19 protein-coding genes are annotated in these 21,090 nt (G+C 71.0%); 6 read left to right on the top strand and 13 right to left on the bottom strand.

What is annotated here, in order from left to right; all coding sequences use genetic code 11:
• Positions 1-19: 19 nt before the first annotated feature.
• The 9 genes from ACX12L_RS07165 to ACX12L_RS07125 form a co-directional block, all read right to left on the bottom strand.
• A complete protein-coding gene (locus tag ACX12L_RS07165; protein WP_459261982.1) occupies positions 20-859 on the bottom strand; it encodes a phosphodiesterase in 840 nt (279 codons plus the stop codon).
• Entirely contained in the window at positions 856-1,917 is a 1,062-nt protein-coding gene (locus ACX12L_RS07160; protein WP_459261981.1) for an ABC transporter ATP-binding protein, read from the bottom strand. The genes ACX12L_RS07165 and ACX12L_RS07160 overlap by 4 nt, the downstream gene beginning before the upstream one ends.
• Positions 1,907-2,707: an ABC transporter permease gene (locus ACX12L_RS07155; protein ID WP_013518053.1), complete on the bottom strand. Its 801-nt coding sequence runs from the start codon at positions 2,705-2,707 to the stop codon at positions 1,907-1,909. Before ACX12L_RS07155 ends, ACX12L_RS07160 begins: the two co-directional genes overlap by 11 nt.
• 25 nt (positions 2,708-2,732) lie before the next feature.
• The gene (locus tag ACX12L_RS07150; RefSeq protein WP_459261980.1) at positions 2,733-3,542 is read right to left on the bottom strand and encodes an ABC transporter permease; all 810 of its coding nucleotides are present in this window, start codon (positions 3,540-3,542) and stop codon (positions 2,733-2,735) included.
• Entirely contained in the window at positions 3,539-4,552 is a 1,014-nt protein-coding gene (locus ACX12L_RS07145) for an ABC transporter substrate-binding protein (protein ID WP_201397650.1), read from the bottom strand. The genes ACX12L_RS07150 and ACX12L_RS07145 overlap by 4 nt, the downstream gene beginning before the upstream one ends.
• 39 nt (positions 4,553-4,591) lie before the next feature.
• Positions 4,592-5,599 carry a LacI family DNA-binding transcriptional regulator gene (locus tag ACX12L_RS07140; protein ID WP_459262128.1) on the bottom strand — a complete coding sequence of 336 codons (1,008 nt, stop codon included), beginning with the start codon at positions 5,597-5,599 and terminating at the stop codon, positions 4,592-4,594.
• A gap of 107 nt (positions 5,600-5,706) precedes the next feature.
• Entirely contained in the window at positions 5,707-6,204 is a 498-nt protein-coding gene (lspA, locus tag ACX12L_RS07135) for a signal peptidase II (protein WP_013518057.1), read from the bottom strand.
• Positions 6,204-9,059: an isoleucine--tRNA ligase gene (gene ileS / locus ACX12L_RS07130; RefSeq protein WP_459261979.1), complete on the bottom strand. Its 2,856-nt coding sequence runs from the start codon at positions 9,057-9,059 to the stop codon at positions 6,204-6,206. Before ileS ends, lspA begins: the two co-directional genes overlap by 1 nt.
• Before the next feature lie 90 nt (positions 9,060-9,149).
• Positions 9,150-10,196, bottom strand: a complete 1,047-nt coding sequence (locus tag ACX12L_RS07125) for a bifunctional riboflavin kinase/FAD synthetase (protein WP_459261978.1) — start codon at positions 10,194-10,196, stop codon at positions 9,150-9,152.
• 162 nt (positions 10,197-10,358) lie between these two features.
• Here ACX12L_RS07125 and ACX12L_RS07120 point away from each other — a divergent pair, with 162 nt between their 5' ends.
• Entirely contained in the window at positions 10,359-10,916 is a 558-nt protein-coding gene (locus ACX12L_RS07120) for an HNH endonuclease (protein ID WP_459261977.1), read from the top strand.
• A gap of 55 nt (positions 10,917-10,971) precedes the next feature.
• Here ACX12L_RS07120 and ACX12L_RS07115 read toward each other — a convergent pair whose 3' ends face one another.
• From ACX12L_RS07115 to ACX12L_RS07105, 3 genes are read right to left on the bottom strand one after another with little or no spacing between them, the layout of a single operon-like run.
• Complete coding sequence (locus tag ACX12L_RS07115; protein ID WP_459261976.1) at positions 10,972-12,087, bottom strand: acyl-CoA dehydrogenase family protein; 1,116 nt, start codon at positions 12,085-12,087, stop codon at positions 10,972-10,974.
• 14 nt (positions 12,088-12,101) lie between these two features.
• Entirely contained in the window at positions 12,102-13,283 is a 1,182-nt protein-coding gene (locus ACX12L_RS07110) for an acyl-CoA dehydrogenase family protein (RefSeq protein WP_459261975.1), read from the bottom strand.
• 45 nt (positions 13,284-13,328) lie between these two features.
• On the bottom strand, positions 13,329-14,018 hold the full coding sequence (locus tag ACX12L_RS07105) for a YceH family protein (protein ID WP_459261974.1): 690 nt from the start codon (positions 14,016-14,018) through the stop codon (positions 13,329-13,331).
• Positions 14,019-14,039: 21 nt separating this feature from the next.
• Here ACX12L_RS07105 and purN point away from each other — a divergent pair, with 21 nt between their 5' ends.
• Positions 14,040-14,621 carry a phosphoribosylglycinamide formyltransferase gene (gene purN, locus ACX12L_RS07100; protein WP_459261973.1) on the top strand — a complete coding sequence of 194 codons (582 nt, stop codon included), beginning with the start codon at positions 14,040-14,042 and terminating at the stop codon, positions 14,619-14,621.
• A 46-nt stretch (positions 14,622-14,667) separates the two neighbouring features.
• Here purN and xopAW read toward each other — a convergent pair whose 3' ends face one another.
• The gene (xopAW, locus tag ACX12L_RS07095; protein WP_459261972.1) at positions 14,668-15,597 is read right to left on the bottom strand and encodes a XopAW family type III secretion system calcium-binding effector; all 930 of its coding nucleotides are present in this window, start codon (positions 15,595-15,597) and stop codon (positions 14,668-14,670) included.
• 218 nt (positions 15,598-15,815) lie between these two features.
• Between xopAW and ACX12L_RS07090 the strand changes: the two genes are divergently transcribed.
• From ACX12L_RS07090 to ACX12L_RS07075, 4 genes are all read left to right on the top strand, one after another.
• Positions 15,816-16,532 carry a response regulator gene (locus ACX12L_RS07090; protein ID WP_459261971.1) on the top strand — a complete coding sequence of 239 codons (717 nt, stop codon included), beginning with the start codon at positions 15,816-15,818 and terminating at the stop codon, positions 16,530-16,532.
• On the top strand, positions 16,529-17,599 hold the full coding sequence (locus ACX12L_RS07085; protein WP_459261970.1) for an ATP-binding protein: 1,071 nt from the start codon (positions 16,529-16,531) through the stop codon (positions 17,597-17,599). The genes ACX12L_RS07090 and ACX12L_RS07085 overlap by 4 nt, the downstream gene beginning before the upstream one ends.
• A gap of 234 nt (positions 17,600-17,833) precedes the next feature.
• Entirely contained in the window at positions 17,834-19,684 is a 1,851-nt protein-coding gene (locus ACX12L_RS07080) for a M48 family metalloprotease (protein WP_459261969.1), read from the top strand.
• 39 nt (positions 19,685-19,723) lie between these two features.
• The gene (locus tag ACX12L_RS07075) at positions 19,724-21,043 is read left to right on the top strand and encodes an RsmB/NOP family class I SAM-dependent RNA methyltransferase (RefSeq protein WP_459261968.1); all 1,320 of its coding nucleotides are present in this window, start codon (positions 19,724-19,726) and stop codon (positions 21,041-21,043) included.
• Positions 21,044-21,090 lie beyond the last annotated feature (47 nt).

Raw genomic sequence — 21,090 nt, 5'->3', positions numbered from 1 at the left:
AGCAGGGGGTGGAATGCTATCAGTCTATGAGCGTGCCATTCTCGTGGAAAGGATAGGGCCCTTCGAAAACCCCCGACGCCGCCAGGTGCGACACCAGCCGCTCGCCGTCCCAGGCGTGCACGCGAAAGGCCGGCGGCTCCAGCATCCAGGCCGAGGGCGCATCGGGCTGCAGGTCCAGCGCCACCTGGTGCCCCGGCGCGGGGCAGGTGGAGGCGATGGTGCCGCCGAAGCGCACGTCGATGGCGCGGTGCAGGTGCCCGCAGATGATGCGCTCCACGTTGGCGTGGCGCGCCACGATGGCTTCCAGCTCCTGGGCGCCCTGCAGCAGGCCGATCCTGTCCATGTGGCCGATGAGCGTGCGAAACGGCGGGTGGTGCATGGCGATGACCACGGGCTCGTCCCGGCAGGTGGCGAGCTCGCGCTCCAGCCATGCCAGGCGCCGGACGCACAGCACGCCGTGGCTCTGGCCCGGCTCCATGGTGTCGAGCGCGATCAGCCGCAGCGGGCCGACGCGCACGCTGTACTGCACGAATTCGCCGCCGTCCTGCAGGTAGGCGTGCCGCGCGAAGCTGCGGCGCAGCTGCGCGCGCTCGTCGTGGTTGCCGGGCAGCAGGTACACGGGCAGGCCATCGAGTGGCGCCAGCAGTTCGGCCAGGTGTGCGTATTCGGCCGGCCGGCCGAAGTCCGACAGGTCGCCGGTGATGACGACCGCGCCGGGCTTCTGGCGCAGGGCCAGCACGCTGTCCACCGTGCGCCGCAGGTAGGGCGCGGTGTCGATGCGGCCATAGGCCAGGCGGCCGGGCTCGCGGATGTGCAGGTCGGTGATCTGGACCAGGAAGGTGTAGGGGATGGCGTTCATGCGCTGGCCTCTGCGGTGCTCATCAGGTGTTGCGGGTCGATGCGGATGCCCACCTCGTCGCCGCTGCGGTAGGGCGTGTCGCGCGCCGCGTCGGCCAGCAGCGTGCCGGGCACGCCGGCCGCGCTCAGGCGCAGCTGCACCCGGTCGCCGAGGAAGCTGCGCTGCTCGACCCGCGCCACGCCCCAGCCGTCCTGGCGCGGGCCTATCTGTATGTCTTCCGGGCGCACCAGCAGCGCGCTCTGGTCGAGCGCCGGCGGGCAGGTCAGCGTCGCGCCGCCGATCGTCAGCACGCCGCGCGCGAGCGACTCGGGCGAGCGCTCGATGCGGTTCACCCGGCCGAGGAATTCGGCCACGAAGGGATGGGCGGGCGCGCGGTACAGGTCCTCGCCGCGGCCCACCTGCACGATGCTGCCGGCGCGCATCACGGCCAGGCGGTCGGCGATCGCCATGGCCTCCTGCTGGTCGTGCGTGACGTGGATGGCGGTGATGTGCAGCCGCCGCAGCAGCTCGGCCAGCTCCTCGCGCAGCTGCTCCTTGAGCTTGGCGTCCAGGGCCGCGAGCGGCTCGTCGAGCAGCAGCACGCGCGGGCGCACGGCCACGGCGCGCGCCAGGGCCACGCGCTGGCGCTGGCCGCCCGAGAGCTCGCCCGGGCGCTTGGCTTCGAGGCCCGTGAGGCGCGTGAGCTCCACCAGCTCGCCCACGGCGCGGCGCTCCTCGGCGGCCGATGCGCCGCGGATGCGCAGGCCGTAGCCGATGTTGGCGGCCACGCTCATCTGCGGGAACAGCGCGTAGCTCTGGAACACCATGCCCACGCCGCGCTGCTCGACCGGGCGGTGGGTCACGTCCTGCTCGCCGAACAGGATGCGCCCGCCCGGGTCCAGCGTCTCCAGCCCGGCGATCAGGCGCAGCAGCGTGGTCTTGCCGCAGCCCGAGGGTCCCAGCAGCGCGAGCACCTCGCCGGGCTCGACGTGCAGGCTGGTGGGCTGCAGGCCGCGCGTGCCGTCGGCGTAGGTTTTGGAGCAGTGGTCGATCTCGACCGGGATGCGTTCAAGTTCCATAGCGTTTTTGCATGAGCTGGGCCAGGGCCTGCAGGGCCCACAGCACCGGAAGGATGACGATGAAGAACACCAGCGTGTAGGCCGAGCCGATCTCGATGCGCATGGACGCATAGCTGTCGGCCAGGCCCACGGGCAGGGTGCGGGTGAGCGGGGTGTGCAGCATCCAGGTCAGGTTGAACTCGCCGACCGAGAGCGTGAACACCATCAGGCCGCCCGCCACGATGGCCGGGAACACGGCCGGCACCAGCACGCCGAGGAAGCGCTGGGGAAAGCTCGCGCCCAGCGTGCGCGCGGCCTCTTCCAGCGCGACCAGGTCGTTGCGCTGGAAGGCCGAGGCCACGGTGCGCACCATGAAGGGCAGGGTGAAGACGATGTGGCCCACGAGGATGAAGGCGAAGCTCTGGCGGAAGGCCGCGATCTGGCCGTAGGCCAGGATCAGCGCCAGCGCCGTGGCCAGGCCCGGCACGGCCACGGGCAGGGTCAGCAGTTCCTCGAAGGCGCGCGCCAGGCGCGAGCGGCTGCGCGCCAGCGCGTAGGCGCAGGGCACGCCGATGGCGGCCGTGGCCGCCACGCTGGCCGCGGCGATGCCCAGCGACCAGCCGACGGTGCCGCCGTAGACGTCCCACACCTCCTGCAGCCAGCGCAGCGTGAAGCCGCTCTTGATGCCCACGCTGTAGTTGTTGACCAGCCCTGCCAGCACCGACAGCAGCATGGGCGCGATCATGAACAGGCTGGTGAGCGCGGTGACCGCGAACAGGAACGGCGCGCGGTTGTGCGTTGGTTGTCGCATGCGATGGGGTCCTTTCCCGCGGCTTTCAGCGCATGGCCTGGCTGCTGCCGAACTGGCGCGTCAGGAACAGCGCCAGCCAGGTGGCGAGCCCCAGGGCGATGGACAGCGATGCGGCCAGCGCGAAGTTGGCGTAGTTGGTGAACTCGTTGTAGATGGTGATCGGCACCACCTCGAACTTGCTCGCCAGCGTGAAGGCGGTGCCGAACGCGCCCATCGACGTGGCGAACAGGATGGCGCCGCAGGCCACGGTGGTGGGCGCGAGCTCGGGCAGCCACACGTCGCGCACGATGCGCAGGCGCGAGGCGCCCAGCGAGCGCGCCGCCTCCTCGAGCTGCAGGTCCATGGCCTCGGCCGCGGCCGCATAGGTGGCGATGGCGCGCGGCAGCGAGAAGTACAGGTAGGCCAGGAACAGGCCCAGCAGCCCGTAGGCGAAGGTGATGCGCTCGCCGAAGAGCTGGCTGGACAGGTCCGCCACCAGCCCCTGGCGCCCGCCCAGCAGGATCACGAAGAAGCCGATGATCACGCCGGGAAACGACAGCGGCAGCGTCAGCAGCGCCAGCAGCATGCGCTTGCCGAAGAAGCTGCGCCGCGCCAGGTAGATGCCCACCGTGGCGCCGATCACGAGGGTGGCCAGCGTCACGGCCACCGACAGCAGCAGCGTGTTGAGCATGCTCTGCATGTAGCGGCCGTCGGTCAGCACCACGAAATAGGTGCTCCAGCCCTTCTCGGCCGGCAGCGCCAGCAGGCGCAGCACCGGCAGCAGCCAGAAGGCCAGGAAGAACGCGCCCGCCGGAGCCGCGCAGCCGGCGAGCAGCAGGCGCTGGCGCGGGCTCAACGCACTTCCTTCAGGTAGCGGTCGGAGAAGTCGCGCTGCGCGGCGGCCATGCCGGCGTAGTCCACGGTCTTGGCGCGGGCGTATTCAGCGGCCGGCAGGAACTGGGCCTGCACCTCCTTGGGCATGGCGCTGGCGCGCACCGGGCGCAGATAGGCCTTGGCCCAGATGGCCTGGCCCTCGTCGGAGAGCACGAAGTCCAGCACCTTCCTGGCCTCGGCCGGATGGGGCGCCTTGTTCACCAGGCTCATCACGTAGGGCACGACCACCGTGCCTTCGGCGGGAATGACGAACTGCACGTTGGCGCGGTCCTTGTACTTGGCGCGGTAGGCGTTGAAGTCGTAGTCCAGCAGGATGGCGATCTCGCCCGACAGCACGCGCGCATACGAGGTCTGCTTGGGCACGATGGGCTCGTTCTTCTGCAGCGCCTTGAAGTAGTCGATGGCCGGCGCGAAGTTGGCGAGCGTGCCGCCGCGCGCCTCGTTCACGGCGACCGCGCCCACGTAGCCGACGAAGGCCGAGGCCGGGTCGAGGTAGCCGATCAGCCCCTTGTAGTCGGGCTTGAGCAGGTCGGCCCAGGACTTCGGGACCGGCTTGCCCTTGAGCGCGTCCACGTTGACCATGAAGCCCAGCGTGCCCGAGTGGATGCTGAACCAGTTGCCGGCCGGGTCCTTCATCCCGTCGGGAATGTCCTTCCAGCCCGCGGGCTGGTAGGGGGCGACCACGCCGTCCTTCTGCGCCTGGATGGCGAAGGTGACGCCCAGGTAGGTCACGTCGGCCACCGGGCTGCCTTTCTCGGCCACCAGCTGCGCCAGCGCCTGGCCCGAGTTCTTGTTGTCGGCCGGCACCGTGATGCCGGTCTTGGCCTTGATGGCGCGCAGCTGCGTGCCCCAGTCCGCCCACTCCGTGGGGCAGTTGTAGCAAATGGCGGTCTGTGCCCAGGCGCCGGTGGCTGCCAGGCCGGCGGCTGCCAGCACGCCGATGCGGGCGAAGCGTTGCAGGGTCGAGGTCATGGGGTTTCTCCTTGGGTTGGACAGAGGGCGGATGGGATTTCAGGCCGCGGGCCCCGCGGCGGCGGCGCAGGACTCGCCGCCGCAGAAGCGGTAGGGCAGGCACAGGCTGTCGCCGGCACCGGGCGGGCTGCCGCGGGCGATGGACTGCACGAGCAGCTCCACGCCATGGCGGCCGATGTCGTGGTTGGGCTGGGCGATGGTGCTCAGGGCCGGGGTGAGGTCCTGGCCGATGGCGATGCCGTCGAAGCCCATGACGGCCAGGTCCTGCGGAACGGACAGCCCCGTCAGGCGCGCGGCGCGCATGCTGCGGATGGCCAGCAGGTCGTTGGAGCAGAACAGGGCGGTGGGCCGCGGGGGCGCTTGAAGGTAGCGCGACAGCGCCTCGACGGCGGTGGCGACGAAGGGCACCTCCACCAGGGGGGGCGCCTGCAGCCCCGCCGCGGCCATGCCGCGCAGGTAGCCGCGGTAGCGCTGCTGTGCCCGGTCGGAGGCCGCCAGCGTGCCGCTGACCATGGCGATGCGCCGGTGGCCCAGCGCCGCCAGCCGCGCCACGGCCTCGGCCGACGCGGCCTCGCCGTCCACCGAGACGCAGGGATGGCCGGGATGGGCGTTGTAGGCCAGCACGTACGGCAGGCCCGCGCCGCGCAGGCGCTCCAGCGCCCGCGAGTCCGACGGGCTGGAGACGACCAGGATCATGCCGTCCACGTTGGCGGCCAGCAGCTGCGCGACGGCCTGCTGCTCCTGCGTTTCCTCGTAGCGCGTCATGACGGGCACGATGGCGTAGCCGCTCGCCGCCGCCGCCTGGGCGATGCCCTGCAGGCACTCGGCAAAGACCGGGTTGAGCAGGGTGGGCAGCACCACGCCCAGCACGCGGCTGCGCTGGGTGCGCAGCGTGCGGGCGCTGGCGTTGGGCTGGTAGCCGAGCTCGCGCGCCGCGCGCTCCACCAGGTCGCGCGTGGCGGGCGCCACCTTGTCGGGAAAATTGAACGCCCGGGACACGGTCGCGGCCGAGACGCCGGCGCGCGTGGCGACGTTGTGGATGTTCAGGGGTTCCTTGGGCATTGGCGTGGTGATGAAATCGATTTCATTGCACCACGCGAGTATGACGCCGCGATGACACGCGGCCCGACCGGGTTAACCCTGGGGATTGGAGGTCAGCGCTCGCGCCGCACGCGCAGCAGCTCGTCGAGGATCAGGCAGGCCGCGCCCACGGTGATCGCCGCGTCGGCGACGTTGAAGGCCGGGAAGTGCCAGCCGCGCAGGTGGAAGTCCAGGAAGTCCACCACGTAGCCGTGCTGCAGGCGGTCTACCACGTTGCCGATGGCGCCGCCCAGGATGCTCGACAGCGCGAAGCAGAACAGCTTCTGCCCCGGGTGGGCCCGCAGCTGCCACAGGATGAACGCGGCCGTCGCCACGGCGATGCCGGTGAACAGCCAGCGCTGCCAGCCGCCCGCATCGGCCAGGAAGGAGAAGGCCGCCCCGGTGTTGTGCGCGCGCACGATGTTGAAGAAGCTGGTCACGTAGGTCGCGTCGCCCAGGCGGTAGTAGCCCAGGATCAGCGTCTTGGTGAACTGGTCGGCGATGACGAGCAGCACCGCCCAGGCCAGCCAGGGCCACAGGCTGGCGCGGCCGTTGCCGTTGCCGCGCGCCATCAGGCGTGCGCCCGGGGCTCGCCCGTGCCGTAGAGGTTGCTCGTGCAGCGGCCGCACAGCGTGGGGTGGGCGGCGTCCGCGCCCACGTCCGCGCGGTAGTGCCAGCAGCGTTCGCATTTCTCGTCGGAACTGGCCGCAACGCTTATCTGGAGCGCGCTGCCAGCTACCAATGTAATAGTGGAGACGATGAACACGAACTTCAGGTCGTCGCCCAGGCTGGCCAGCAGCGCATGGTCCTCGGGCGCGGCGGCGAGCGTGACGGCGGCCTGCAGCGACGAGCCCACGGTGCCGGCGGCGCGCACGTTCTCGATCTCCTTGTTCACCGCGTCGCGGATCTGGCGCAGGCGCTCCCACTTGGCCAGCAGGGCCTCGTCGGCGGCAGGAATGGTCTGGTAGGTTTCCAGGTAGATGGACTCGGACTGGCCGAAGATCTTCCAGGCCTCCTCCGCCGTGAAGGACAGGAAGGGCGCCATCCAGCGCAGCATGGCGTGCGTGATCTGGTAGAGCGCCGTCTGCGCGCTGCGCCGCGCCGGGCTCTTGGCCGCCGTGGTGTAGAGGCGGTCCTTGAGCACGTCGAGGTAGAAGCCCCCCAGGTCTTCCGAGCAGTACAGCTGCAGCCTGGCGACCACGGGGTGGAATTCATAGACCTTGTAGTGCGCCAGGATGTCCTGCTGCAGCTCGGCCGCACGCGTGAGGGCGTAGCGGTCGATCTCCAGCATCTCGCCGAACGGCACGGCGTCCGTGGCCGGGTCGAAGTCGCTCACGTTGGCCAGCAGGAAGCGCAGCGTGTTGCGGATGCGGCGGTAGGCGTCCACCACGCGCGCGAGGATCTTGTCGTCGATCGCCAGGTCGCCCGAATAGTCGGTGGCCGCGCACCACAGGCGGATGATCTCGGCGCCGAGCTTGCCGCTGACCTGCTGCGGCGAGACGGTGTTGCCCAGCGACTTGCTCATCTTCTTGCCCTGGCCGTCCACGGTGAAGCCGTGCGTGAGCAGCCCGCGGTAGGGCGCGCGGCCGAAGATGGCGCTGGCCAGCAGCAGCGAGCTGTGGAACCAGCCGCGGTGCTGGTCGTGGCCCTCCAGGTACAGGTCGGCCTCGGGGCCTTCGTCGTGGTGCATGCCGGCGTGCGTGCCGCGCATCACGTGCCAGAAAGTGGAGCCGGAGTCGAACCACACTTCGAGGATGTCGGTGCTCTTGGTGTAGTGCTGGGCGTCATCAAAGCCCAGGATCTCCTCGGCCGTCACGCGGCTCCAGGCCTCGATGCCGCCCCTCTCCACGATATCGGCCGCCTGGTCGATGATCTCCATGGTGCGCGGGTGCAGCTCGCCCGAATCCTGGTGCAGGAAGAACGGGATGGGCACGCCCCAGCTGCGCTGGCGCGAGATGCACCAGTCGGGCCGCCCGGCGATCATGTCGCGCAGGCGGGCCTTGCCATTCTCGGGGTAGAAGTGTGTGTGCTCGATGGCCTCCAGCGCGATCTGGCGCAGGGTCTTCGCGGGCTTCTGGGCCGGGTCGGTGAACACGCCCTCGCCCTCGTCCATGCGCACGAACCACTGCGCGGCGGCGCGGTAGATCACGGGCGACTTGTGGCGCCAGCAATGCGGATAGCTGTGCGTGATGCCGGACGTGCCCATGAGGCGCCCGGCCACCTTGAGCGCGTCGATGATCACGGGCACGGCCTTCCAGATGGGCTGGCCGCCGAACAGCGGGAAGTCCTGCGCGTACTGGCCGTTGCCCTGCACGGGATTCAGGATGTCCTCGTACTTGAGGCCGTTGGCCACGCAGGACTGGAAGTCGTCCACGCCGTAGGCGGGCGAGCTGTGCACGATGCCCGTGCCGTCCTCGGCGGTGGCGTAGTCGGCCAGGTAGACGGGCGAGAGGCGGTCGTAGCCCTTGTCCACGTGCGCCAGGGGGTGCCTGAAGTTGATGTGGTCCAGCTTCTCTCCCTTGGCCGTGGCGACGGCCCGGCCCGCGATGCCCCAGCGCTCCAGGCATTTGTCCACCAGGGCGCTGGCCATGACGAGCAGGCCGCGTTCGGTATCCACCAGGCTGTATTCCAGCTCGGGGTTGACGTTGAGCGCCTGGTTGGCGGGGATGGTCCAGGCCGTGGTGGTCCAGATGACGGCGAACGCGGGCTTGGACAGGGCGGGCAGGCCGAAGGCGGCGGCGAGCTTCTCGGGCTCGGCGGCCGGGAACATCACGTCCAGCGTCTGGCTCTGCTTGTCCTGGTACTCGATCTCGAACTCGGCCAGCGACGAGCCGCAGTCGAAGCACCAGTACACGGGCTTGAGGCCGCGGTACACGAAGCCGCGCTCCATGACCTTCTTGAGGGCGCGCAGCTCGCCGGCCTCGCTGGCGTAGTTCATGGTCTTGTAGGGGTTGTCCCACTCGCCGAGCACGCCCAGGCGCTTGAAGTCCGCCATCTGCTGCGCGATCTGCTCGGTGGCGAAGGCGCGGCCGCGCGCCTGCATCTCGTCGCGCGGCAGGTTGCGCCCGTGCAGCTTCTCGATGGCGTTCTCGATCGGCAGGCCGTGGCAGTCCCAGCCCGGGGTGTAGAGCGCGTCGAAGCCCTCGAGCTGGCGCGCCTTGACGATCATGTCCTTGAGGATCTTGTTCACCGCGTGGCCGATGTGGATCTGGCCGTTGGCGTACGGCGGGCCGTCGTGCAGGATGAACTTGGGCGCGCCGCGGCGCGCGGCGCGCAGCTTCTTGTACGTGCCTTGCTCGTCCCATTCCTTGGCCCAGAGCGGCTCGCGCTTGGGCAGGTCGCCGCGCATGGGAAACGGCGTGTCGGGCATGTTCAGCGTGGCGCGGTAAGCGCTGGCCGGGGCGTTCTTGGGTGCGGATTCGGACATGGGGGAAACCTTCAGGTCAGGGGCATTCCAGGCGCGCAGCCTGGAATGGGAGCAAAGTGCAACGGCGGGACAGGGGCGAAGGCGGCCCCGTCAAATTCGGTCGCGGGTGGTCTGGCGACGGGTCTCGGCGTGCTGCGTGGAAGCGAAGTACGCGCGGGCATCCTCGCAGTCCTTGGCGATGCCGGCCGTGAGGGCGGCGAGGCTGTCGTACTTCAGCTCGTCGTGCAGTTTGTGCAGGAGTTCCACGCGGATGATTTTACCGTAGGCCCCCTCCGCGCCCAGGTGGGCGGGCCAATCCAGGCAGTGCGTCTCCAGCAGCACGCGCCCGCCGTTCACGTCGCGCGGGTCCAGCGAGGGGCGCACGCCCAGGTTGGCCACGCCGGGCAGGGGCTGGTCGTGCAGGCCGTGCACCAGCACGGCGAAGATGCCGCTGGCGGCCGGCTTCCAGTGCGCGAAGCGCAGGTTGAGCGTGCGAAAACCGTCCTGGTGCGCACCGCTGGCGGCCGAGCGGCCGAGCTGGCGCCCGAGCTTGCGGCCGTGCACCACGTGGCCGGAGATGGCGTAGGGCCGGCCCAGCAGGCGTGCGGCCTCCTGCATGCCGCCGGCGGCCAGGGCCTCGCGCACGGCGGTGCTGGACACGCGCAGGCCGTGCACCTCGTAGCTGTTCATGCGCGCCACCTCGAAGCCGTGCGCGGGGCCGGCGGCGTCCAGCATGGCGTAGTCGCCCGCGCGCTGGCTGCCGAAGCGGAAGTCGTCCCCCACCAGCAGGTAGCGTGCGCCCAGGCCCCGCACCACCACGTCCTCGATGAAGGCCTGGGGCGACTGGCGCGCCAGCCGCTCGTTGAATGGCAGCACGACGGTCTGCTGCACGCCGCAGCGCGCGAGCTCGGAGAGCTTGTCGCGCAGCGTGCCTATGCGCGCGGGGGCGAGCTCGGGCCGCCTGTGCAGGCCCGCGAAGTAGTCGCGCGGATGCGGCTCGAAGGTCAGCACGCAGCTTTGCACGCCGCGGTGCTGTGCCTCGTTGTTCAGCAGCGCCAGCATGGCCTGATGGCCCCGGTGCACGCCGTCGAAGTTGCCTATGGTGAGGGCGCAGGCCGGCGCCACCTGGGGATGATGGAAGCCGCGGAATATCTTCATCGGGGTGCTTTTCTTTTGATAGCGATTGGCGCAAGTCCATCAAGCGCTTGACGCAAATTTTTTCGAAAAGGGTATATTGTGCGCCACCGGCGGCGCAAGACGCGGCGCGGCCGGAGAGGCATGGACGTTCCGATTCTTGTGCATCGAGGAAGGAGGCGTGTGGTGAAGGTCTTGAAGCTGTCGGCCCAAGGGCTGCCGCAATCGTGGATATCGCTGGAGCAGGCGGTCACGCATTACGCCGCGGGCGAGGTGCGCTGGGAGATTGGCGTGCAGATCGCGCTGTTTCGCGGGGGGCACAACGCCATCACGGGCGCGCAGTCGCAGATCGCGGTGAGCAGCATCATAGGCACGCGCGGCGTGCCCCACATCAACCCCTTCGACCTGCGCCCCAGCCTCACCAACGCCAAGCTGTTCGCGCGCGACCGCAATGTCTGCGCCTACTGCGGCGGGCATTTCCCGGAGCACGAGCTCACGCGCGAGCACATCGTGCCCTATGCCAGCCAGGGCGCGGACCACTGGATGAACGTGGTCACCGCCTGCCGCTCCTGCAACCACCGCAAGGGGCCGCGCACGCCCGAGCAGGCCCGCATGCCCCTGCTGTACACGCCCTACGTGCCCAGCCTGTGGGAAGATTTCATCCTGCGCAACCGGCGCATCCTGGCGGACCAGATGGAGTTCCTGATGGCGCACGTGCCCAGGTCGTCGCGGCTGCTCAGTTGATGGAAAGCAGAAAACCGCGCCTGGCGCGGTTTTCTGCATGGGGCCGGGGGGAACTTCAGGCGAACACGCCCGCCGTGTCCTGCATGCGCGCCGACACCTCTCCCAGGTGGTGCAGCGTGTCGCCCCAGCTCATCTCCAGCTGGGTCAGTGTCTTGAAGTAGTGGCTGCCGATGTACTCATCCGTCACGCCTATGCCGCCGTGCAGTTGCACGGATTGCTGGCCCACGAAGCGCATGGACTGGCCCAACTGCAGCTTGGCGCGGGCCAGGGCCCGGCGGCGCTCGTCCGGCGGCGCGCCGAGCTTCAGGCTGGCGTAGTAGCTCATGGAGCGCGCCAGCTCCAGCTGCATCTTCATGTCGGCGGCGCGGTGGCGCAGGGCCTGGAAGCTGGCGATGGGCACGCCGAACTGCTTGCGCTGGTTCAGGTAGTCGAAGGTCAGGGCGCAGGTCTGGTCCATCACGCCCACGGCGTAGGCGCAGGCGGCGGCGATGCCGGTGTCCACGGCCAGCTCCAGCGCGGCCAGGCCGTCGGCGGCGACCAGTATGCCGGGGGTGCTGTCCAGCGCCACCTCGGCGGCGCGGCTGCCGTCCTGCGTGCCGTAGCCCTGGGTGTTGGTGCCGGTTGCGCCGCGCTCCACCAGGAACAGGGCGATGCGGCCGTCCAGCTGCGCGGGCACCAGCCAGGCGTCGGCATGGTCGCCGGCGGCGACGATGCTTTTGCTGGCTTTCAGCACATGGCCGGCGGGTGTTTCAAGGGCTTTTGCCTCGCATGCGCCGAGGCGGTAGCGGGACTTGCGTTCCTGGTGCGCCAGCACCACCAGGGCCGCACCGCTGGCGATGCGCGGCAGCCAGGCGGCCTGCACGTCCTGCGGCGCGTAGTGCGCCAGCACGCTGGTGGCGGCATAGGTGTGCGCCAGCGGTTCGAGCACGATGCCGCGGCCCAGCTCTTCCATGGCCACCATGGCGTCGATGGCGCCCAGGCCCAGGCCGCCGTGGGCTTCGGGCACGGTCAGCGCCGTCAGGCCCAGACCGGCCAGTTCGCCGTAGGCGGCGCGGTCGAAGCCGCCGGCCGCGACGATGGCGCGGCGGCGCTCCAGGGGGTAGCCCTTGTCCACCCACTTGCGCACGGCGTCGCGCAGGGACTGCTGGTCGTCGGAAAAATCGAAATCCATGTTCTTGCCTCCTGTCAGCCCAAGATGGTTTGCGCGACGATGTTGCGCTGCACTTCGTTGCTGCCGCCGTAGATGGTGGTCTTGCGCATGTTGAAGTAGGTGGATGCCAGCGGCGCGTTGGCCAGCGTCGCGCCGGGGAACACGCCCTGCCAGCCGGCGTCCATGGCTTCCTGGATCAGGGGCAGGGCGAAGGGGCCGGCGGCCAGCATCATCAGCTCGGCGTAGCGCTGCTGGATCTCGCTGCCCTTGATCTTCAGCAGGCCGGCGATGTCCAGCGGGTTCTTGCCGCTCTTTTCCATCGACAGCACGCGCAGCACCAGCATCTCCAGCGCCACGATGTCCACCTCCAGCAGCGCGATCTGGTCGCGAAAGCGCTGGTCGTCCCACAGGCCCTCGGCCTTTGCGATGCGCTTGAGGCGCTCCAGCTCGCGCTTGCTGCGGTTCACGTCGGCGATGTTGGTGCGCTCGTGGGACAGCAGGTGCTTGGCGTAGGTCCAGCCCTTGTTCTCCTGGCCGATGAGCTGATCAAAGGGCACCTCGACGTTGTCGAAGAACACCTCGTTGACCTCGCATTCGCCGTCCAGCAGCTTGATGGGGCGCACCGTCACGCCGGGGCTCTTCATGTCCAGCAGCAGGAAGGAGATGCCGGTCTGCGGCTTGCCCTCGTTGCTCGTGCGCACCAGGTTGAACATCCAGTCGCCGTATTGGCCCAGGGTGGTCCAGGTCTTCTGGCCGTTGACGATGTACTTGTCGCCCACGCGCTCGGCGCGGGTCTTGACGCTGGCCAGGTCCGAGCCCGAGCCGGGCTCGCTGTAGCCCTGGCTCCACCACACCTCGCCGCTGGCGATGCCGGGCAGGAAGCGCTGCTGCTGCTCGGGCGTGCCGTAGGCCATGATGACGGGCGCGACCATCACCGGGCCGAAGGGCACGATGCGCGGCGCGCCGGCCCGCGCGCACTCTTCCTCGAACAGGTGCTTCTGCACGGCCGTCCAGCCGGGGCCGCCGAACTGCCTGGGCCAGCCGAAGGCCAGCCAGCCTTTCTTGCCGAGTGTCTTGGCCCAGCCCTGCATGTCCTCGCGTGTCAGGCGCAGGGCGTTGTGGACCTTGTGGGAAATGTGCGCGGGCAGGTTGGCGTGCACCCAGGCGCGCACCTCTTCGCGGAATGCCTGCTCTTCGGGGGTGAATGCGAGATCCATGCGTGTGTCTCCTGTGAAGAGACGTTTGTAGCACGGTCGTTCGCTTCAGTCCTGTCCGGGTGGCGACATGGGCGCGTCGATGCCCAGTTCGGCGCACAGGCGGCGCACGGTGGCCTGCAGCGTGGCCACCTCGGCCTCCAGCGCCTCTACGCGCGCCTGCAGCGCGGGGCCGACGGGCGCGCCGGCGCCGGCTGCGGCCTGCAGTGCCTGCACGTCCACCGGGCCGCACAGCAGGTGCGCCCAGCGCGGCTCGCGCGCGCCGGGCGCGCGCGGCAGCAGCACCACGAGCGGGCCGCCTTTCTCGTCGCCGCGCTCCTGCAGCTCCTCGAGGAAGGCCTCGACCGAGGAGATGTCGGCGAAGCGGTGCCAGCGCTCGGCGTTGATGCGCAGCTCGCCCGCCGTCTGCGGGCCGCGCAGCATCAGCAGGCCCAGCAGCACGGCGGACTGCTCGGGCACGCCCACGCCGCGCGGGAAGTTGTGCTCCCAGCGCGTGGCGCGCTGGCTGTTGATCTCCACGGCCAGCGACATGCGGCGCAGCCCCTCCAGCGCCTCCTGCGCCTCGGCGTCGGCGATCTGCATCACCGGGTCGCGGCTGGTTTTCTGGTTGCAGCCGGTCACCAGCGCGTTGAGTGTGAGCGGATAGCTGTCGGGCACGGTGCGCGCCTTTTCGAGCAGGGTGGCGAGCACGCGGGCCTGCACGGGGGTGAGGGGCTGTTGGCGGGGATCGAAGGGCATGGCTGGGATAATCCGAAGCAAATGAAGAACATCGTGATTCTGATCTCCGGCGGCGGCTCCAACATGGCCGCCATCGTGCGCACGGCGCAGCAGCAGGACTGGGCGCGCACCCTGGGCGCCCGTGTGGCGGCCGTGGTGAGCAACAAGGCCGACGCCAAGGGCCTCGCGTTCGCGCGCGGGCAGGGCATCGCCACCGAGGTGCTGGACCACAAGGCCTTCGACAGCCGCGAGGCCTTCGATGCCGCGCTGGCCGAGGTGATCGACCGCTACGACCCCGCCGTCGTGGTGCTGGCCGGGTTCATGCGCATCCTCACGCCGGGCTTCGTCGCGCGCTACGCGGGGCGGCTGGTCAACATCCATCCCTCGCTGCTGCCGGCCTTCACGGGGCTGCACACGCACCAGCGCGCCATCGACGCGGGCTGCAAGTTCGCCGGCTGCACCGTGCACCTGGTGACGGCCGAGCTGGACGTGGGTCCCATCCTGGAGCAGGCCGTGGTACCCGTGCTCGAAGGCGACACGGCCGACACCCTGGCCGCGCGCGTGCTCACGCAGGAGCACGTGATCTACCCCCGCGCCGTGGCCGGGTTGCTTCAAAAGCAATAGCTTCCAGCGCTTGCCCGGCAAGCGCTGGAAGCTATTTTTACTGATATCAGACCTGCGTGCTCACGCTGCTCGCGGCGGTGCTGGCTGCGCTGCCGGAGGCGGCGACCGCCTCGTACGCGCGCCTGGCCTGCTCGGCCAGCTGCGCCAGGCTCAGCGCCGTGCCCTGCTCCTGCTGCGTGCCCGTGGCGGCTTCGGTCAGCTGGTCGATGAAGGTCTGCGCCTCGGTGCTGCTCAGTTGCTGGTCGCCATCGGTGTCGATGGCCGAGAACAGCGCCTGCGCGGCTTCCTGGGCGCTGCTGCTGGCCAGGCGCTCGGACAGCGAGACGGTGCCGTCCTCGTTGGTGTCGAGCGGATCGTAGGTGGCGCTGCCGGACTGCGCACCGCCCGCGCCGCCCGGCCCTCCGGGGCCGCCGGGCGGCGGCGGGGGCATGCCGGCCATGCCGGAATCCTGTTCCGACGGGCGCCCCGCGTCGAACTCGGCCTGCGAGAGCTTGCCGTCGCCATCGGCGTCGAGCTGGGTGAACAACTCGTCGCTGCTCGTGCCGGTCTTGCTCGCCGTGCCGCCGGACATCTTTTCGAGCAGGCCCTGCAGTTCGTCCTGGCTCACGCTGCCATCGCCGTCGCCGTCCACCTTGCCGAACAGGTCGTCGCCCGCCATGCCGCGCGACTGCGCGAACTCCATCGTGGTCGGCGGGGGCGGCAGCAGGCTCTTCATCGCGTCGCCCAGCTCATCGCCGTTCAGGCTGCCGTCGCCGTCGGCGTCGTACTGCGCCAGCATGTCCTTGGCACTTGTGTCCAGGGTCGTGCCGGTCTTCTGCGCCACGTCGTCGATCAGGGACTGCAGCTCCGTGCCGTCCACGCCGCCGCTCTGGTCGGTGTCCAGCTGGGACAGCAGCTTTTCCGGCGTGCGGTGGCCCGCGCTGCGCTGCAGGCTGGCGCTGGACCAGGCGCTGCCGACGCTACCGATGCTCGTCATGGTGGTGTTCCTTTCGTTTCCTGGCGCGGGGCAGGGGGCCCGGGCCTGGAGAACCATTCTTCGCGGCGCGCGTAAACCGGTGTTGTCCTGTTTGTACCGAAGCGGGTACAAAAGCCCGCCCGAGGCGCCGAACAGGCCGGCAAAAGCCGTGCAGATCGCTCCATGGCCCGGCGCCCGCGCTTCCTACACTGGCGCCTTCACGGCCCGCCTCCCCGCGCATGTCCCACATCTTGGTCGTCGACGACGACGAAGACATCACCACGCTGCTGACGCAGTACCTCGCCCGCTTCGGTTTCACCGCCCATGCGGCGGGCGATGGTCCGTCGCTGCGCGCGCAGATGGCGGCCCACCCCATCGACCTCATCGTGCTCGACATCATGCTGCCGGGCACCGACGGCCTCACGCTCGCGCGCGAGCTGCGCCAGCACACCCAGGTGCCCATCATCATGCTGACGGCGCGCGCCAACCCCTACGACTGCGTGCTGGGCCTGGAGATGGGGGCCGACGACTACATGGCCAAGCCGTTCGAGCCGCGCGAGCTGGTGGCGCGCATCCAGAGCGTGCTGCGCCGCCTGGGCACGCGCGCCGCGCCGCCGCCCGGCGTGGTGCGCTTCGACGGCTGGGCGCTGCACCGGCTGGAGCGCCACCTTGTCTCGCCGCGCGGCGTGGTGGTGCCGCTGTCCAACGCCGAATTCCGCCTGCTCTGGACCTTCCTGGGCACGCCCCGGCGCGTGTGCAGCCGCGACCAGCTCATGGAGCAGGCGCGCGGCCGGGCCATGGACGCGTTCGAGCGCAGCATCGACCTGCTGGTCTCGCGCCTGCGCCACAAGCTCGGCGACGACCCGCGCGAGCCCGCGCTCATCAAGACCGTGCGCGGCGCGGGCTACGTCTTCAACGCCCGCAGCGTGCAGGGCTACGCCGGAGGCCCGGCGTGAGCGCAGCGCGCCTGCGCGGCGTGCTGGCGCGCTGCCTGCCGGACACGCTGTTCGGCCGCCTGGCGCTGCTGCTGGCCGCGGCCGTGCTGGTGAGCCATGTGCTCGCGCTCACGCTGATGTTCGAGCTGCGCCCGGCGCGCCCCGTGCCGCCGCCGCCCGGGGCGCACGCCATGGCCGCGCCACCCCCCGGCCCGCCCGCGCTGCATGCGGGCCTGCTGCTGGACATCGGCGTGCGCCTGGGCGTGCTGCTGCTGGCGGCCTGGGTGGCGGCGCGCTGGCTGGCCCGGCCCATCGACCGCCTGGCCGCCGCCGCGCGCGAGCTGGGCGGCGACATCGCCCGGGCGCCGCTGCCCGAGGACGGCACGCGCGAATGCCGCGAGGCCAGCCGCGTCTTCAACCAGATGCAGGCGCGCATCCGCCGCCAGCTGCAGGACCGCGACCGCTTCGTCGCCGCCGTCTCGCACGACCTGCGCACGCCGCTGACCCGCCTGCGCCTGCGCGCCGAGGCCCTGCCCGGCGACGCCGAGCGCGCGCGCTTCACGCGCGACATCACCGAGATGGACGCCATGATCGGCGCCACGCTGGACCACCTGCGCGGCGTGGCCGCCGGCGAGCCGATGGCGCCGCTGGACCTGCAGGCCCTGGTGCAGAGCCTGGCCGACGACGAGGCCGACTGCGGCCACGCCGTGCGGGTGGCGGGCCGTGCCGGCCCGCTGCCCGCGCAGGCCGGCGCGCTGCGCCGCTGCATCGCCAACCTGATCGGCAACGCCGTGCGCTACGGCGGTGGCGCCGAGGTCACGCTGGCCGACGACGGCGCGCGCGTGCGCATCGCCGTGCGCGACCACGGCCCGGGCCTGCCCGAGGCCCAGCTGGAGCGCGTGTTCGAGCCGTTCTACCGCGCCGAGGGCTCGCGCAACCGCCAGAGCGGCGGCGTGGGCCTGGGGCTGTCCATCGCCCGCGACATCGCCGAGCGCCACGGCGGCCGCCTGCAGCTGCACAACGCCGAGGGCGGCGGCCTGTGCGCCACGCTGGTGCTGCCGCGCGCGAATTTGCTATTGAATAAATAGCTTGTACCGCTTGATAGACAAGGGGTGTAGGCTGTTTTCATTCAAATCCCCCAGGGCCGCGAAGCGCGGCTACCGCACGCCACCGGCCACCAGGCTTTCGGTGTACAGGCCGGCGGGCACGCGGGGCAGGGGAGGGAGGTCGGCGTCGGAAGCCATGGGCGGTTTGGGTAGCATGTGCGGCCGCGGCAAAGGGGGGCCGCGCCGCATCCTATGCCACCCCGGGGGGGAGTTTCCATGGACCAGGCCGATTTCGTGCACCTGGTGCGCCTGAGCGAACACGCCAGCGCCGAAAACAGCCGCGCCTACCGCCGCGGCGTCGCGGCGTTCGCCGCGCTGGGCTATGCCTGGGTGCTGGGCTGTCTGCTGCTGGCGGGCGCGCTGGTGGCCTGGGCGCTGCCGCAGGTGCTGGCCGGGCGCTTTCGCTTCGCGCTGGTGTGGGTGCTGATCGCGGCGCTGGGCCTGCTGTGGACCAGCCTGCGCGCGCTGTGGGTGCGCTTCGACGCGCCCGAGGGTGCGCAGATCACCGCGCGCGACGCGCCCGCGCTGTTCGATGCGCTGGAGCGCATCCGCCGCAAGGTCAAGGGCCCGCCGCTGCACGCCGTCTATCTGGACGGCGACTTCAACGCCAGCATCTGCCAGACGCCGCGCTGGGGCCTGTTCGGCGGCGCCGTGAACACCCTCACCATCGGCCTGCCGCTGCTCATGGCGCTCGACAAGGCGCGCCTGCTGGCCGTGCTGGCGCACGAGTACGGGCACCTGCGCGGCGGCCACGGGCGCTTCGCCGCCTGGATCTACCGCACGCGCCTGTCGTGGCTGCGCCTGCACGACAGCATGCGCGGCGACGCAGGGCCCGTGGCCGCGGCCACCCAGGCGTTCCTGGACTGGTACTTTCCGCGCTTCGCGGCCAAGACCTTCGCCCTGGCGCGCCAGGACGAGTACGAGGCCGACCGCATCGCGGGCCGCCTGCTGGGGCGCGAGGCGGCCGTGGCGGCGCTCGTCGAGATCGAGGTCAAGGGCGCCTGGCTGCAGGCGCACTTCTGGGCCGGCCACTGGCGCGCGGCGGCGCCGCACGCGCTGCCCGTGGGGCCGTACCAGGCGATGCGCGACCAGCTCGCGCTCGCGCCCGAGCCTGCCTTCGCGCGCGAGGCGCTGCGCCAGGCGCTGGCGCGCCTGAGCGGCGTGGACGACACCCACCCCGGCCTGCGCGACCGCGTCGAGGCCCTGGGCGGCGCGCCCGCGCTGCCCGATTGGTCGCGCCGCGGCGCGCTGGGGCTGCTCGGCGAGGCCGGGCGCTGGATCGCGCACTTCGACCGCGCCTGGTGCAAGGACAACGCCAGCGACTGGAAGCAGCACCACGCCTGGCTCGGCCGCGTGCGGGCGCGGGTGCAGGCCCTGGCCGCCGCGCGCGCGCAGGGCAGCGCCGACGAACTGGTCGAAGAAGCCACGCTGCGCCGCCAGCTCGACCCGCAGGCCCCGGTGCGCCCGCTGTACGAACTCGCCCTGCGCCGCCGCGACGGGCACCTGGGCGCCTTGCGCGGGCTGGTGCAGACGCTGCCCGGGGACGACCGCGCCGCGCGCCTGCAAGGGCTGCAGCGCCTGTGGGACGCGGGTGGTGACCAGCGCTGGTGGGCGGCGCGCGCGGCCGTGGACGCGCTGGAAACGCCGCCCCCCGGCCTGGAGCACGATGCGGCCGCCCTCAAGCTGTGGCGCGAGCGGCACCGGCAGGCGCAGGAGGGCGAGGAGCGCGCGTGGGAGGAACTGACGCAGACCCCGTGCTTCAGCCAGACCGCGCCGCACGACCTGGGCGCTTTCGAGCTGTGCGAGGTGCAGGCCGAGCTGGCGCGCTGCAAGCCCGTGGCGGCGGCGTGGATCGTGTGCAAGCGCCTGCGCGAGTTTCCGGGGCGGCGCGCCTACATCGTCTTCGTGGACCTGCCCGGCCTGCCGGACGGCGAGCGCTACCCGCTCTGCCGCGCGCTGGAGCGCGGCCTGAGCCTGCCGGGGCCGGCGCTCGTGCTGTGGGCGGGCGAGTCGCCCACGCTGCAGGAAATCCGCGCCCATGCGCACGCGCCGGTGTTCACGCGCTGAACCGCCGGGGCAGCGGCGCGCAATGGGACAATCGCCCCCATGCATCCCAAAGCCCTTCTGGACGCCTGCGCCGAGCTGGTGCGTCTGACCCTGACCTTCGAGCACCCGGCCGATGCCGTGGTGTCGCGCTATTTCCGTGACCACCGCGCGCTCGGCCCCCGCGAGCGCGCCACCCTGGCCGAGACCGCCTACGCCGTGCTGCGCAGGAAGCCGCTGTTCGAGCAGCTCGCGCGCTCGGGCTCCGGCCCCAAGGAGCGGCGCCTGGCCATCCTCGGCTTCGCCAGCCAGCTCGACGAGCAGGCCCGCCGCGCCGACCCGCGCGCCCAGCGCGGCCCGCGCGACTTCCTCAAGAGCGCGCTGACGCCGCAGGAAAAGGACTGGCTCGACGCCTGCGACGGCGTGCGCGAGGACGAGCTGCTCGAACCCCAGCGCCACAACCTGCCGCAGTGGCTGGCAGCGCCCCTGAAGGCGCAGTTGGGCGACGCGTTCTGGGCCCTGGCGGCCAGCCTGCAGGAGCAGGCGCCGCTGGACCTGCGCGTCAACGCCCTGCAGGCCAAGCGCGAGGACATGCGCAAGGAGCTGGCGCAGGCCGGCATCCAGGCCGCCCCCACGCCGTATTCCCCCTGGGGCCTGCGCGTGCAGGGCAAGCCCGCGCTCAACAAGCTGGACGCCTTCGCGCGCGGCGCGCTGGAGGTGCAGGACGAGGGCTCGCAGCTGCTGGCCCTGCTGCTGGACGCCAAGCGCGGCGAGATGGTGGTCGATTTTTGCGCCGGCGCGGGCGGCAAGACCCTGGCCATCGGCGCGCAGATGCGCAACACCGGGCGGCTGTACGCGTTCGACGTGTCGGGCCATCGGCTCGACGCGCTCAAGCCGCGCCTGGCGCGCTCGGGCCTGTCCAACGTGCACCCGGCGGCGCTGGCGCACGAGAGGGACGAGCGCGTCAAGCGCCTGGCCGGCAAGATCGACCGCGTGCTGGTCGATGCGCCGTGCTCCGGCCTGGGCACGCTGCGGCGCAACCCCGACCTGAAGTGGCGCCAGGGCCCCCAGGCGGTGCAGGAGCTCACGGCCAAGCAGACGGCCATCCTGGAAAGCGCCGCGCGCCTGGTGAAGTCCGGCGGGCGCCTGGTCTACGCCACCTGCAGCATGCTGCCCGAGGAGAACGAGGCGATCGCCGAGGCCTTCGGCGCGGCCCATCCCGACTTCGCGCCGCTGGCCGCGGGCGAACTGCTGGCGCAGCTCAAGGTGGAGCAGGCGGCCGGCCTGTGCAGCGGCGGCGATGACGGCATGCGCTACCTGCGCCTGTGGCCGCACCGCCACCAGACCGACGGCTTCTTCGCGGCCGTGTGGCAGAAAAAATAGGCCAGAAACGGCGGCAGCGCTTGCGAGAAAAGCGCTGCCAGCTATCA

The organism is Alicycliphilus sp. T452, from assembly GCF_054512775.1.
Note: the sequence above shows the minus strand (reverse complement) of the source record. Positions and strands in the feature narration are given on the sequence as shown.

Excerpts from the sequence above, each read along its gene's own strand:
- ACX12L_RS07165 (WP_459261982.1), bottom strand. The coding sequence starts at position 859 with ATGAACGCCATCCCCTACACCTTCCTGGTCCAGATCACCGACCTGCAC.
- ACX12L_RS07160 (WP_459261981.1), bottom strand. The coding sequence starts at position 1,917 with ATGGAACTTGAACGCATCCCGGTCGAGATCGACCACTGCTCCAAAACC.
- ACX12L_RS07155 (WP_013518053.1), bottom strand. The coding sequence starts at position 2,707 with ATGCGACAACCAACGCACAACCGCGCGCCGTTCCTGTTCGCGGTCACC.
- ACX12L_RS07145 (WP_201397650.1), bottom strand. The coding sequence starts at position 4,552 with ATGACCTCGACCCTGCAACGCTTCGCCCGCATCGGCGTGCTGGCAGCC.
- lspA (WP_013518057.1), bottom strand. The coding sequence starts at position 6,204 with ATGGCGCGCGGCAACGGCAACGGCCGCGCCAGCCTGTGGCCCTGGCTG.
- ileS (WP_459261979.1), bottom strand. The coding sequence starts at position 9,059 with ATGTCCGAATCCGCACCCAAGAACGCCCCGGCCAGCGCTTACCGCGCC.
- ACX12L_RS07125 (WP_459261978.1), bottom strand. The coding sequence starts at position 10,196 with ATGAAGATATTCCGCGGCTTCCATCATCCCCAGGTGGCGCCGGCCTGC.
- ACX12L_RS07115 (WP_459261976.1), bottom strand. The coding sequence starts at position 12,087 with ATGGATTTCGATTTTTCCGACGACCAGCAGTCCCTGCGCGACGCCGTG.
- ACX12L_RS07110 (WP_459261975.1), bottom strand. The coding sequence starts at position 13,283 with ATGGATCTCGCATTCACCCCCGAAGAGCAGGCATTCCGCGAAGAGGTG.
- ACX12L_RS07105 (WP_459261974.1), bottom strand. The coding sequence starts at position 14,018 with ATGCCCTTCGATCCCCGCCAACAGCCCCTCACCCCCGTGCAGGCCCGC.
- purN (WP_459261973.1), top strand. The coding sequence starts at position 14,040 with ATGAAGAACATCGTGATTCTGATCTCCGGCGGCGGCTCCAACATGGCC.
- xopAW (WP_459261972.1), bottom strand. The coding sequence starts at position 15,597 with ATGACGAGCATCGGTAGCGTCGGCAGCGCCTGGTCCAGCGCCAGCCTG.
- ACX12L_RS07090 (WP_459261971.1), top strand. The coding sequence starts at position 15,816 with ATGTCCCACATCTTGGTCGTCGACGACGACGAAGACATCACCACGCTG.
- ACX12L_RS07080 (WP_459261969.1), top strand. The coding sequence starts at position 17,834 with ATGGACCAGGCCGATTTCGTGCACCTGGTGCGCCTGAGCGAACACGCC.
- ACX12L_RS07075 (WP_459261968.1), top strand. The coding sequence starts at position 19,724 with ATGCATCCCAAAGCCCTTCTGGACGCCTGCGCCGAGCTGGTGCGTCTG.